Below are 13,541 nucleotides of genomic sequence, written 5' to 3'. Positions count from 1 at the left end.
CATGCTGGAGATCAACTCCGTCCGGGCCGGCTACGACCGCACGACCGTGCTGCACGGCGTGACCGTCTCCGTCCCGGGGGACGGCGTCGCGGCCGTCCTCGGCCACAACGGCGCCGGCAAGAGCACCCTCCTGCGCGCCGCCATGGGTCTGATCAGGCCGAAGGGCGGGACCGTCCTGCTGGACGGCGAGGACATCACCCATCTCGCCCCGCACCAGCGGGTGGCCCGGGGCATGGCGTACGTCCCGCAGGGCCAGCAGTCCTTCCCGCACCTCACCACCGCCGAGAACCTGCAACTGGTCGCCGACGGCCGCCCGGACGGCAGGGAGGCGGTCGCGGAGGCCCTGGACCTGTTCCCGGTCCTGCGGGAGCTGTCCGGCCGCCGGGCCGGCCTCCTCTCCGGCGGTCAGCGCCAGCAACTCGCCCTCGCCCGCGCGCTGATCACCCGCCCGAGGCTCCTCCTGCTCGACGAGCCGACCGAGGGCATCCAGCCCTCCGTCGTCGCCGAGATCGAGGAGACGATCCTCGCCCTGACCCGCCGGGGCGGCCTCTGCGTCCTCCTCGTCGAACAGCACGTGGGCTTCGCCATGCGGGCGGCCCAGCGGTACTACGTACTGGAGGCGGGCCGGGTCACCTCCTCGGGAGAAGGGGGGACGGGGGCCGAGCGGACCGTCCGGGCGGCGCTCAGCGTGTGACGGCGCGGCCGGACCACGCGCCCCCGCTACCGGGCGTGCAGCCCGTCGGTGAGGTGTCCGTGGCTGTGCCGCCAGCCCGTCGGCACGCGCAGGGCGCCCACCAGGTGGGGATGGCCGAGCGGGAGGTCCGCGTGCACGTGGGCCTTCGGCGCGGGGGGCGCGGGAGAAGCGGCCGCCGACGGCCACAGGCGTACGGCCAGCAGCGCCCCGCCCAGGGCGATCGCCCCCAGCGCGAGCACGGCCCGGCCGAGCCCCGCCGCGCCCAGCCACCCGGCCAGCGGGTACGTCAGCAGCCAGCAGCCGTGCGAGAGGGAGAACTGCGCGGCGAACGCGGCCGTACGGTCCCCGGGCGCCACCGAGCGGCGCACCAGCCGCCCGGCCGGGGTGAGCACCGCCGAGGAGGCGGCGCCGAACGCGGCCCAGAGGACGAGCAGGGCGGGCAGCCGCCAACTCCCCTCGCGCGCGGCCGTGACGGCCCCGAGCCCGGCGAAGACGACGGTCAGGGACAGGGCGCCCGGCAGCATCACGGCCCGGTCCGGCACCCTGTCCAGCAGGCGGGGCAGCAGCAGGGCGACGGCCATCGACCCGGCGCCGTACGCCCCGAGCGCGAGCGGGACGGCACTCGCCGACAGGCCGAGCACCTCGCGGACGTAGACCACGGAGTTCACCGTCACCGTCGCACCGGCCGCCGCGACCGCGAGGTTCAGGGCGAGCAGGGCCCGCAGCGCGGGGACACCGAGGAAGAGGCGGGTGCCGGCCGTGGCCCTGGCGTACACACCGCCGGTGCGGGGGAGGGTGGCGGCGGCCCGTTCGGGCAGGGCGGTGGAGACCACCAGCGCGGCCGAGGCGAGGAAACCGAGGACGGTGCCGGTGAACAGCCGGTCGTAGGTGACGACGGACAGCAGGGCGGCGGCGAGGGCGGGGGAGAAGAGGCTCTCCAGGTCGTACGCCAGCCGTGACATCGACAGCGCCCGGGTGTAGTCGCGCTCCTCGGGCAGTACGTCGGGGACGACGGCCTGGAACGTGGGGGTGAACGCGGCCGAGGCGGACTGCAGGAGGAACACCAGGACGTACACCTGCCAGACCTCACCGACGAACGGCAGCGACAGCGCGATCGCGGCGCGCACCAGATCCGCCGTCACCATGAGCGCCCGGCGCGGAAGCCGGTCGGCGACCGCGCCGACGGCCGGGGCGATCACCACGTACGCCACCATCTTGATCGCCAGGGCCGTCCCGAGGACGGAACCGGCGTCGGCGCCCGCCAGGTCGTAGGCCAGCAGTCCGAGGGCGACGGTCGCGAGCCCCGTGCCCACGAGAGCGACGACCTGGGCGGCGAACAGCCGCCGGTAGGCGCGATGACGCAGAACGGCGAGCATGCGAACGGCTCCCCTCGGCGTGGCGTCGGGTGTCGGTACGGCCCAGTGTAACCATCATGTGCGCACCTGCGCACATGATGGTGTCCGAGCGTGCGAGACCCCGCGTCGGCGGCGAACCGCCTACGCTGGGGCCATGCCAGAACGCCACGCCGTGTCACCTGCGTCCGGCGCGCATCTGCGCGCCCCCGACAGCGCGCGGCTCGCCGAGGCGACCGGCGTGTTCGCGATGCTCTCCGACGCCACCCGGCTCCATCTGCTGTGGCTGCTCGCCCAGGGCGAGTCGGACGTCGGCTCCCTGGCGGACCGCTGCGAGGCGTCCCGCACGGCGGTCAGCCAGCATCTGGCGAAACTCCGGCTCGCCGGTCTGGTGGACACCCGCCGGGAAGGCCGTCACATCCACTACAGCCTCGGCGACGGACATCTGCGCCGCCTGGTCATGGAGGCCCTCAGCCACGCGGACCACAGGGTCAGCGGACAGGCGCCGCACGACTGAGGACGTCACCCCGCGCCGGTCACCGGCCCGATGGACTCCAGCGTCGGTACGACCTCCTCGATCGAGCCGTCCGCAGCGAACACCAGCCGGTCCAGGGTGGATTCACGGCGGACGCCGTCGCCGCGCGGAGTGCCGGGGCCGGGAACCGCGAACCGGTGGTAGCAGATGAACCAGTCGTCGGTGCCGGGGACGTTCACGACCGTGTGGTGGCCCGTGGCGAGGATCCCGTACCCCGGACGCTTCCGCAGCACGACCCCCTGCTTCGTCCACGGGCCGAGCGGTGTGGGCCCGGTGGCGTAGGCGACGCGGTAGTCCTCGCTGCGGGTGTCGTCCTCGGACCACATGAAGTAGTAGACGCCCCGCCGCTTGACGACGAAGGCCCCCTCGCGGAAGCCGTCCGGGGTGAACCGCCGTACCCGCGCCGGGTCGAAGGACATCATGTCCTCGGCGAGAGGTACCCCGTAGGCCTCGCAGTTGCCCCAGTAGAGGTAGGCCGTGCCGTCGTCGTCCACGAAGACGGCCGGGTCGATCATCTGGCCCTCGTAGTCGTCGCGTCCGATGAGCGGCCGGCCGAGCGCGTCCCGGAACGGACCGGTCGGGCTGTTCGCGACGGCCACGCCGATCTGCTGTTCGGCGCAGAAGTAGAAGTAGTACGAACCGTCGCGCTCCCCGGCGGCCGGCGCCCAGGCGCAGCGGTCCGCCCAGCCGACGTCGGACTCCAGGTCGAGGACGACCCCGTGGCCCTGCCAGGTGACCAGGTCGTCGGAGGAGAACACCTCGAACCGTGTCCCGCCCCAGCCCTCGAAACCGTCGGTCGTCGGATAGATGTAGTAACGGCCCCCGAACTCCTGGATGTTGGGGTCGGCGTACAGCCCCGGCAACAGCGGGCTGCGCATGTGTACGGCCTCGACGGTCCAGGTGCGCGCGGTTCCGTCGGCCGTCGTGACGGTGTACGGCAGCGGGGTGCGCAAGTCGCGCGGGGTGCCGGAGGGCGGGTCGATGCGGGCGTCCGCCGACAGATCGAACTCCGGTGCCAGACCGTCGAGTTCGGTGCCCGGGTGCAGGGGCAGGACGACCTTCGAGGCGGCGTCGTCCACGATCGCGTAGGCCTTCAGGCCGCCGGGGACGCCGGCGTCGACGACGGACGCCTTCGGCGCGTACGCGGCGAGCAGCCGCTCGTACTCGGCCCGCGTGACCGGCAGCACCGAACCGTGCCGGGCGCCGGGCGGCAGCGCGAAGTCCTCGCAGGGGATCCACTTGCCGGAGGCGAGGTCGGAGGTCTCGAAGGGGACGTAGCCGCGCCCGCTGAACTCGTCGACGAACAGGTACCACTTGTGCTCGTCGGTGTTCGACCGGAAGACGATCGGTCCCTCGCCCTGCTCGACGGCTCCCTGACCGATCCGGTCGGCCACGAACGCGTACGAGGTGTCGCACAGCCCGGCCGACTTCTCGACGGTGATGAACTTGCCGCCCGGGGTGGCGGGGGAGTTGCCGCGCTCGTCCTTGGTGAAGCGGTAGTACATGCCGGCGTGGCGGACGACGGTCGAGTCGATGACCGAGTGCCCGGGGTCGTTCCAGACGCGGGGCTCGCCGAAGACGCGGAAGTCGCGGGTGGTCGCGTACAGCATCCTGTTGTGGGTGTCGGCGGTGTGGCCGGGGTCGTCCTCGGAGTAGAGCTTCGACGCCCAGAAGACGACGTACGCGTCGAGGCCTGGGTCGTGGCAGGCCTCGGGGGCCCAGACGTTGCCGGCGGTGTCCGGGGCGACACGCACGAGACGGCGGTCGGTCCAGTGCACCAGGTCGGTGCTGTCCCAGACCACGAGCGAGGTGCTGCCGGTGCGCTGCACCCGGTCCCAGTCGCCGTCGGGCTCGCCGTGCATCCGGAGGTCGGTGGCGATCAGATGGAACCGGTCGCCCCGCGGTGCGCGGACCACGAACGGATCGCGCAGCCCGCGCGTGCCGAGGTCCGAAGTGAGCACCGGCGCACCGCCGTTCAGCTCGCGCCAGCGCAGGGGATCGTTTCCCCGGCTGAGCGCGAACCTGATCCGCTCGCCGTCCGGGCTGCCCTCGCCGGTGAAGTAGACGAAGACGTATCCGGCGTACTCGCGCAAGCCGACCTCCAGTGCTGCGACCTTTTGACGCTTCCTGTTGGAAACTCGTCGAAGAGTGTTGCCATCTGTGGTGAGCGGCGTCAATCGGAACGGGCCTCCGGAGCGGTCCGAAAGTTTCGGCGGCGGTGCGCGGCCCACGCGGTCGTCACCGCACCGGCTTCGGGCCGTAGGGGCGTCGGCCGGGTGGTGGTCACCCCTCCAGCCGCCGCAGCCGTTCCGCGTCGCAGGTGCGGGGGCAGGTGGAGCAGGCCTCGGCGGGGCGGATCGTGTAGTAGAGACAGCAGCCCACGCGGGTGCGGGTCGGGTGGTCGCGGCCGTCACTCGTGCGGAGGGACCGGAAGTCGGCGCCGCCGGGGAAGGGCGCGTGGGCGGTGGGAAGGACTGCGGAGGCGGCGCGGACGCCGGCGGCTTCGTCGCCGCGCGCACGGCCGAGGTACCAGAGCCCGGAGACCAGGTCGTCGGAGACCAGACCCCACAGCGCACGCGAGCCCCGGCGGACGTACGGGCCCATCGCCTCCAGCACCGGGCCCATGTGGTCCGCGACGGCGGCCCGCAACTCGGCACACAAGGCCTCCTCGTGGGCCACGGCGCGGGTACCGGGCAGGACCGCCACCGGGTCGTCCGGCAGACAGACGAGTCCGGAGCCGGGCCGTACCTCGAACGTGCCCGTCGCGAGGTCGACCCGTATGTCGTCGGGGGCGACACGGGGTACGCGCCGCTCCAGGTACCAGACTCCGCTCATCAGCAGGCCGACCGACCAGGCGTAGTCGTGCAGGGCGCGGGAGGCGGCGACATGCCGGGGCGCGGAGTGGTCGTAGCGGTCCTGGATGCGGGCGGCCTCCGCCTCGACGAACGCTTCGACGGCATGCTGACCGTCCATCAGCCCGACCGTGGGCGTGCCGATCCGGGGTGAGCGCGGTCCGGAGGGCGGCCGTTGCCGGTCGGCCGGGCGGCCGGATACCGCCACGCGTACGGCCAGGGCCTCGCACTCCGCGTCCAGACGGCGGTAGGCGGCGGCGAGGAGTTCCGGGACGGGCGTGGCGGTGTCGGCCTGGGGGTTCTCCAGGTGGGCCACGGTCATCGGTCACTCCAGAGCGTGAAGGGGTTTGGCGGTCGGGGTAGGTGAGGCTTACCTTATCCACAAGATCGCGTAGCGATGACCAGACCCACCCCGAGGAGATCGACCGGGCCGACGCCGACCAGATCTTCGCCACCACCGCCGGCCCACCGCACAGGACCCGGCGGAAGCAGGTCACCTCCCACCCCGTCCTTCCCGGCACCGGACGAGACCCCGGATGCCCGGCAGTCGGCTTCCGGACGTCCGGGCGGCCCGGCAGGCCGGGAGAGGCCCGCCGCCGTTCCGAGGACCACCGGCGTACGGCTGTCCGAGCAGTGACTCACGCGTGCCCGGGGCGGCCCCCACCGCGAGACGGGCCCGCCCCGCCGACACCTCACCCGCTAGCGGAAGTTGTGCACCACCCGATGCGTCTGTACCTGCTCGCCCTCAACCCCACCGACTCCGTCACCGAGGGCTTCCTGCCCGCCGCGGCCCGGCTCGGCCTGCACGTCACCGTCCTCACCGACCAGCCCGACGCCCATCGCGCCGCGTACCCAGAGACCGAGGTCCTGGAGTGCGACGTACGGGACCACCGTGCCGTCGTCACCCGGATCTCCACCCATCACCGGCCCGACGCGGTCTTCACCAACAGCGACCACCTGCAGACCCAGGCCGCCCTGGCCGCCCACTACTTCGGACTCCCCGGCAAGGACTGGCGGGCCACCCTGCGCGCGAAGGACAAGGGCGAGATGCGCCGCCGTCTGGCCGCCTCCGGCGTGGACACCGTCTGGTCCGCCGAGGTCGGTGACCCGGCCGGCCTCACCGGCCCGCTCGTCGCCGACGCCCCCTATCCCTGTGTCGTCAAACCCCGCGAGGGAGTCGCCAGCGAGGACGTCGTGCTCGTGACCGGCGCGGGGGACCTCGTGGCCCGCGGCAAGGAGATCCTGGCCCGGCGTCCGGGCGCCGCCCTCGTCGTCGAGGAGTACCTGCCCGGCGAGCTGTACACCCTGGAGACCCTCGGCGACGGCCGGGTCCGCCATGTCATCGGCGGCTTCCACACCACACTGTCCCCGCTGCCGTACTTCGTCGAGGAGCGGCTGACCTTCGTGCCGGCCCACCCCGAACCGGTCGTCGCGCAGATCCTCGCCCAACTCGACGCGCTCGGCGTCGGGTTCGGTGCCTGCCACACCGAGTTCGTGGTCCACGACGGCCGGGCCCGCATCATCGAGGTCAACTACCGTGCCATCGGCGACCAGTGCGACCTGCTGCTCGCGCGGCTCCTCGGCCTGCCGCTCTTCGACCACATCCTCCGTACCCACCTCGGCGAGCCACTGCCCGCCGACCTGGGCGTCGGACGCGTCGGCGCGGCCCGCCTGGACTACCCCTGCGCCGACCGGGCCGGCACCCTCGTCGCCGCGCCCGGCCCGACCGAACTCGACGTCGACGGCGTGCAGCTGACGTACCGTCCGCTGCGCCGGACCGGCGAGCACCACGACCTGTACCGGACCAACCGCGACTACCTCGGTGTCCTCCACGCCACCGGCACCTCCCAGGAGACCGTCGACCGGGTCGCGGCGGACTTCCTCGCCGCCCAGCGCTGGGAGATCCAGCCTTGAACACCGCCGTCCCCCTCACGCCCGCCGCCACCCACCTGGCGCCCGCCGCCACCGAGCACGCGCCCGCCGCTTCCGGGAGCGGTCACGCTCCCGCCGCCGACGCGCCCACGCACACCGTCGAAGCCGAACTCCTCACCCGCGTGCTCGGCGCCCTGCTCCGCGAGGACGTCGTCGGCCTGCGCTCCCGCAGCACCCCCGTCCACCACCCCGACGGCCCCTGGCTCCGCCTGTCAGCCGGTGCCGACGCCCTCCTGATGCCCGTCACCGAGGACGGTTTCCAGCACACGCACGCCGCCCGACTGCCCCTGCTCGTCCGGGAGTCGGACGGCACGCGCCTCGTCACCTGCGGCTCCGTCCTCGCCGCGCTGCGCGACCTCGCCGAGCCCGTCGACCGCGCCGGCTTCGACGCCTTCGCCGAGGAGTGCCGCCAGGCCCTCGCCACGATGCTGCTGCACGAGGCGACGGCGCAGGAGGTCGCCGACGGCCTCACCGACCTGTACGGCGCCGACCCCGCCGACTGGACGGGCCCGCGCGCCGGCCTCGCCTACGACACCCTCGCCGCACGACTCGACCACCCGGTCTACCCGACCGCACGCGGCCGCTCCGGCCTCGACGAGGAACAACTGCGGCTCTACGCACCGGAGTTCCACCCGAGCTTCCCCCTCCGGTGGCTCGCCCTGCCCCGGGAGTCCGTCTCCGTGACCGGGGATCTCCCGGACGGCTGGCCCACCCCCTCCGGGCTCGGTCTCGCCGGCCTCGACCACACCCATGTCACCCTGCCCGTCCACCCGTCGACCGTCGGCGCGCCCCTCGACGCGGCCCTGCGCGAGGCTGGACTCGCCGACCGTGCCGTACTCGCCGACCGGCCGTACCTCTCGGTCGTCCCCACCCTGTCGATGCGTACGGTCGCCCCGGCCGCCACTCCCGCGCTGCACCTCAAACTGCCGCTGGCGACCGCCACCCTGGGCCTGCGCAACAAGCGGTCCATCAAGCCCGGCACGCTCGCCGACGGCGCCGCCGGACAGCGGCTGCTGGCGGCGGTGACCGACCGCGAGCCCCGCTTCCGCGGCCGGGTGCTGCACGCCGACGAGTCGGTGTACGCGCACGCCGGTCACGAGATGCTCGCCGTACTGTGCCGCCGCCACCCGGCGGACCTCGACGACGCGGCCGTCGTCCCCATGGCCGCCCTCCTCGCCCCGGCACCCGGCGGGCGACTGGTCCTCGACCACCTCGCCGACCGCTTCCACGGCGGTGACCCGATCGCGCTGCTGGACGCCGTGCTCACCCTGCTGTTCGACTGGCAGACCACGCTCTTCGGCTACGGCATCGCGCTGGAGTCGCACCAGCAGAACGTCTCCCTGGTCCTCGGCCCCGCCCCCGGCGACCTGCGGCTGCTGCTGAAGGACAACGACGGCCCGCGCGTCGACCGCGTCCGCCTGGCCGCCGCGTTCGGCGCCCGCGAAGGGGAGGACGGCGGCACCTGGGGCTTCGACGACGCCCGCACCTTCACCCCCGACGACCGCGCGGTGACCGATGTCTTCACCACCATCACGGTCCACCTGTGCGCCGGGGCCTACGCGTTCGGCCTCGCCCGGCACGGCCGCGCCCCGCTGCCGGAACTGCTGAGCCTCGTACGCAACCGGCTCGCCGAGGCCGTCGACCGCCTCGGCGGTGACGCGGCGGCCGTACTGCGCGCGCGGGTGCTGTACGCCCCCGAGCTGCCGGTGAAGGCGATGGTGACCGCCGGGACCCTGCTGAGCAAGGAGCGGTCGGGCGCCGCCGACATCAACAAGCACTACACCACCGGCCCCAACTACCTGCTCAGGCCCTCGCCGTCGCCGCCGGAGTGACCGCCCCGCCCCCACGTCCGTGTACCCGCTGGAGCCACCGCATGCCCCCGCTCACCGACTCGCTCGGTACCACCCACCTCCCCACCGCCGACGACGCCGTCGCCCACACCCTCCTGAACTGTCTGCTGCGCGAGGTCTCCGGCCCCGAACACCAGACCGCCGTCAGTGACGGCCACCTCCTGCTGCGCCTGCCCCGCCGCGGCCTCCTCCTCCGGGTGGCCCTGCGCCGCACCTCCCTGCTGGGTGCCCACCGCTTCACCGGCCCCGTCCACGAGCGGTCCGACGCCGGATGGACGCGGCTGGACTGGCGCCGCCTCGCCGAGTACACGCACGACGAACTGTCCCTGCGCACCGGCGTCCGCAACCCCGAGTTCCTGCAGCAGGTCGACTCCAGTCACCGCACCCTCGCCACCACGCTCAGCGCCCGCGAGACCGGCGCGCACCTCCCGCCCGGGCGCCCGGACTACCTCGCCTCCGAGCAGTCCCTGCTGTTCGGCCACCGCTTCCACCCCACTCCCAAGGCCCGCACCGGCGCCACCGAGGCATGGCAGTCGTACGCCCCCGAGGCCGGTGCCTCCTTCCCGCTGCGCCGCCTCGCCGTCCGCGAGCACCTCATCGCCGAGGAGAGCGCCGAGGCGGGGGCCACCGCCGTGCTCGACGGGGACCTCGGCGACGTCCCCGGGGGCTACCGCCCGCTGCCCGCCCACCCCTGGCAGTACGAGATGCTGCGCGGGCACCGGCTGCTGCGTGAGGCGCTGGGCCGCGGCGACATCCTCGACCTGGGCCCCGGCGGCCGGGAGTACGCGGCCACCGCCTCCGTCCGCACCCTCTTCGACGGTGACGCCTTCCTGAAGTTCAGCCTCAACGTCCGCATCACCAACTGCGTGCGCAAGAACGCCAGTTACGAACTCTCCGGCGCCGTCGCCCTCACCCGCCTCCTCGCCCCGGTCCTCACCGACCTGGAGAGCCGCTTCCCCGGCAGCGCGATGCTCCGCGAACCCGCCTACCGCAGCCTCGCCGTCCCCGGCCCCGACGGCACCACCGACCGGGCCCTCCTCGAAGGCTTCGGTGTGATCGTCCGCGAAGGCCTGTCCCGGCGCCTGCTGCCCGGCACCACCCCGCTGCTCGCGGCCGCCGTCGCCGACGAGTACCCGACCAGCGCCGCCCACATCTCCCGCCTTCTCGCCGGCACGGGCCCCGAGACCGCCCTGACCTGGTGGAAGTCCTACCTCCGCCTCCTCCTGCCGCCGGTCCTCGCCGCCTACTTCGACCACGGGCTCGTCCTCGAACCCCACCTCCAGAACGTCCTCGTCTGCGTCGACACCGACGGCATGCCCGCCCAGGTCCTCTTCCGCGACCTGGAGGGCGCCAAGCTCGTCCCCGACCACCACACCGACGCCCTCGCGGCCCTCCCGCCCGAGGTCGCCGGCCCGATGTCGTACGACGCCCGGCGCGGCTGGGACCGCGTCGTGTACTGCCTCCTCGTCAACCACGTCGCCGAGCTCCTCGCCGCCCTCGCCGACCTGCACCCCGGGACCGAGCGCGACCTGTGGGCGGCCGTTCGCGCGACCCTGCGGGCCCACGCCGACGAGGAGGGCTGCCCGCCCCCTCTCTCCGCCCTCCTCGCCGGGGCCCCGCTCCCCGCCAAGGCCAATCTGCTCACCCGCTGGGAGCGCAGGGCCGACCGCGAGGCCGGCTACGTCCGCCTGCCCTCCCCCCTCGCCGAGGACGTCCTGCGCCGGGGCGCCCGATGAACCAGGAGCCGTCGATGACCCTGCCCACCCCCGCCGTACGCGACCGTGTCCTGTCCCTGCCGCCTACCGGACTCCCCGCCTACGTGTACGACCTGACGGCGCTGCGCGACCACGCCGCGCAGGTGCGTGCCGCCCTCCCCGACCGGGTCGAGCTGTACTACGCGGCCAAGGCCAACCCCGAGCCGGAGATCCTGGCCGCGCTCGGTCCGTACGTCGACGGCTACGAGGTGTCCTCCGGCGGTGAACTCGCCCACGTGGCGCGGGCCGTACCGGACAGAGCGCTGGCCTTCGGCGGCCCCGGCAAGACCCCGGACGAGATCCGGGCAGCGCTGGAGCGGGGCGTCGCGCGCTTCCACGTCGAGAGCGAGCACGAGCTGCGGACGCTCGGCGAGCTGGCACGCCGGGTGGCACCGGCCGGGCCCGTCGGGGTCCTGCTCCGCTTCAACCTCGCGGTGGCGGACGGCTCGCTCGCGGGCAGCTCACTCGCGATGGGCGGCCGGCCCACCCCGTTCGGCCTGGACCCGACCCGGGCGGCGGACGTACTGCGCCCGCTCACCGACGGCACCTACCCGCACCTCGAACCGCTGGGCGTCCACGCCCACCTGGCGAGCGGGCTCGACGCCCCCGAACTGCTCCTCCTCGCCCGCTCGATCGTGGAATGGGCGACGACACTGGACGTACCGCCGCGCGAGGTGAACGTCGGCGGCGGCATGGCCGTCGACTACACGCGCCCCGAGAGCCGATTCGACTGGAAGCAGTACGGCGAAGGCCTCGCCCGGCTCGCCGACACGTACCCGGAACTGACACTGCGCATCGAACCCGGGCGGGCCCTGACGGCCTACTGCGGCTGGTACGCCACCGAGGTGCTCGACGTGAAGCGCAGCCACGGCGAGGAGTTCGCCGTGGTCAGGGGCGGCACCCACCATCTGCGCACCCCGGCGACCAAGGGCCACGACCAGCCGTGCTCGGTGCTGCCGGTGGCGCGGTGGCCGCACCCGTGGCCGCGCCCGGCGGCACAGGGGGAGCGCGTCAGCCTCGCCGGGCAGCTGTGCACGCCGAAGGACCTCCTCGCGCGCCGGGTGCACGCGCCGGGGCTGCGGGCGGGGGACCGGGTCGCCTTCGCCCTCGCGGGCGCCTACGCCTGGAACATCTCGCACCACGACTTCCTGATGCATCCGCACCCGGGTTTCCACTTCGTCGCCTGACTCCCGTTCGCCCCGCCAGGGAACCCGATCGCCCGCCCGGACCCTCTGGTGGAGTGTGGACCGTTGACAGGCGGGCAGGCCGGGCGCAGACTCATGCGCACAACATAGTGAAGCAAATTTCACCTGGCGAACAAGCTCGGGACCCGGGGACGGGACGCGGCTCGTCCTCAACGACGAGGAGTACTCAATGCACACCACTGTCGGCATCATCGGCGGCGGCCCGGCGGGGCTGCTGCTGGCCCGTCTGCTGCACAACGCGGGAATCGACAGTGTGGTTCTGGAACGCAAGGACCGCGCCTACGTCGAGCAGCGTCAGCGTGCCGGAATCCTGGAGCAGGCCACCGTCGACGTACTGCGCTCGGCCGGCGCGGGGGCCCGGCTGGACGCCGAGGGCATCCCTCACGACGGCATCGAACTGCGCTTCGACGGCCGCGCCCACCGCGTCGACTTCCCCGAGCTGACCGGCGGGCGCCGGGTGTGGGTCTACGCCCAGACCGAGGTCGTCAAGGACCTCATCGCCCTCCAGCTCACCGGCGGCGGACCCCTGCTGTTCGAGGCCGAGGTGCACGCGGTGGAGGGCGCCGACAGCGACCGCCCCTCGATCCGTTACACCCACGGGGGCCGCGAGCAGACCCTGACCTGCGACTACGTGGTCGGCTGCGACGGCTTCCACGGCGTGGCCCGCGACGCCGTCCCGGCCGGCGTGCGAACGACGTACGAGCGGACCTATCCCTACTCCTGGCTGGGCATCCTCGCCGACGCCCCGCCCGTCTACGACGAGCTGATCTACGCCCACTCCGAGCGCGGCTTCGCGCTGGCGAGCATGCGGTCGCCGTCCGTGAGCCGCCTCTACCTCCAGGTCCCGAACGGCACGGACCCGGCCGACTGGTCCGACGAGCGCATCTGGGACGAGCTGGACGCCCGCCTCGCGCTCACCGCACAACCCGGCTGGCGGCTCAAGCGCGGGCCCGTCACCTCCAAGGCCGTCCTCCCGATGCGCAGCCACGTCACGGAGCCGATGCGCTACGGCCGGGTCTTCCTGGCCGGCGACGCCGCGCACATCGTGCCGCCCACCGGGGCCAAGGGGCTGAACCTGGCCGCCACCGACGTCATCGTGCTGGCCCGCGCCTTCGCCCGGCTCAGGGAGACCGGCTCGACCGAGCTGCTCGACGCCTACTCGGACACCTGTCTGCGCCGGGTCTGGCGGGCCGAGCACTTCTCCTACTTCATGACCACGACCCTGCACGCGGACCCTGACCAGTCCCCGTTCGAGACCAGGCTCCAGCTCTCGCAGCTCGACCGGGTCGCCACCTCGCGCCACGCGGCGGCCGAACTGGCGGAGAACTACACGGGGCTGTCGCTGGAGGCCGATTCCTGACCGGGCG

10 protein-coding genes are annotated in these 13,541 nt (G+C 73.5%); 7 read left to right on the top strand and 3 right to left on the bottom strand.

The window, feature by feature from the left end; all coding sequences use genetic code 11:
* Position 1: 1 nt before the first annotated feature.
* Positions 2–694: an urea ABC transporter ATP-binding subunit UrtE gene (gene urtE / locus H4687_RS04965; RefSeq protein WP_046914495.1), complete on the top strand. Its 693-nt coding sequence runs from the start codon at positions 2–4 to the stop codon at positions 692–694.
* A gap of 26 nt (positions 695–720) precedes the next feature.
* On the opposite strand, the gene H4687_RS04960 is transcribed toward urtE, so the two are convergent.
* The gene (locus H4687_RS04960) at positions 721–2,070 is read right to left on the bottom strand and encodes an MFS transporter (RefSeq protein ID WP_046914487.1); all 1,350 of its coding nucleotides are present in this window, start codon (positions 2,068–2,070) and stop codon (positions 721–723) included.
* A gap of 133 nt (positions 2,071–2,203) precedes the next feature.
* Here H4687_RS04960 and H4687_RS04955 point away from each other — a divergent pair, with 133 nt between their 5' ends.
* Positions 2,204–2,563 carry an ArsR/SmtB family transcription factor gene (locus H4687_RS04955; RefSeq protein WP_046914486.1) on the top strand — a complete coding sequence of 120 codons (360 nt, stop codon included), beginning with the start codon at positions 2,204–2,206 and terminating at the stop codon, positions 2,561–2,563.
* Positions 2,564–2,568: 5 nt separating this feature from the next.
* Here the strand turns inward: H4687_RS04955 and H4687_RS04950 are convergent, their stop codons facing one another.
* Both H4687_RS04950 and H4687_RS04945 read right to left on the bottom strand, forming a co-directional pair.
* A complete protein-coding gene (locus H4687_RS04950) occupies positions 2,569–4,674 on the bottom strand; it encodes a family 43 glycosylhydrolase (protein WP_046914485.1) in 2,106 nt (701 codons plus the stop codon).
* A 190-nt stretch (positions 4,675–4,864) separates the two neighbouring features.
* Entirely contained in the window at positions 4,865–5,755 is an 891-nt protein-coding gene (locus H4687_RS04945) for a (2Fe-2S)-binding protein (protein WP_046914484.1), read from the bottom strand.
* A gap of 401 nt (positions 5,756–6,156) precedes the next feature.
* On the opposite strand from H4687_RS04945, the gene H4687_RS04940 reads away from it, so the two are divergent.
* The 5 genes from H4687_RS04940 (at position 6,157) to H4687_RS04920 (ending at position 13,534) form a co-directional block, all read left to right on the top strand.
* Entirely contained in the window at positions 6,157–7,347 is a 1,191-nt protein-coding gene (locus H4687_RS04940; protein WP_046914483.1) for an ATP-grasp domain-containing protein, read from the top strand.
* Positions 7,348–7,382: 35 nt separating this feature from the next.
* Positions 7,383–9,197 carry an IucA/IucC family protein gene (locus H4687_RS04935; protein WP_404819308.1) on the top strand — a complete coding sequence of 605 codons (1,815 nt, stop codon included), beginning with the start codon at positions 7,383–7,385 and terminating at the stop codon, positions 9,195–9,197.
* 41 nt (positions 9,198–9,238) lie between these two features.
* Entirely contained in the window at positions 9,239–10,951 is a 1,713-nt protein-coding gene (locus tag H4687_RS04930; RefSeq protein ID WP_050399663.1) for an IucA/IucC family protein, read from the top strand.
* Between the two features lie 14 nt (positions 10,952–10,965).
* A complete protein-coding gene (locus H4687_RS04925) occupies positions 10,966–12,156 on the top strand; it encodes a type III PLP-dependent enzyme (protein WP_225966604.1) in 1,191 nt (396 codons plus the stop codon).
* 187 nt (positions 12,157–12,343) lie between these two features.
* A complete protein-coding gene (locus H4687_RS04920) occupies positions 12,344–13,534 on the top strand; it encodes a 4-hydroxybenzoate 3-monooxygenase (RefSeq protein ID WP_046914478.1) in 1,191 nt (396 codons plus the stop codon).
* Positions 13,535–13,541 lie beyond the last annotated feature (7 nt).

The organism is Streptomyces stelliscabiei, assembly GCF_014873495.1.
In the GTDB taxonomy this organism is placed as follows: domain Bacteria; phylum Actinomycetota; class Actinomycetes; order Streptomycetales; family Streptomycetaceae; genus Streptomyces; species Streptomyces bottropensis.
Note: the sequence above shows the minus strand (reverse complement) of the source record. Positions and strands in the feature narration are given on the sequence as shown.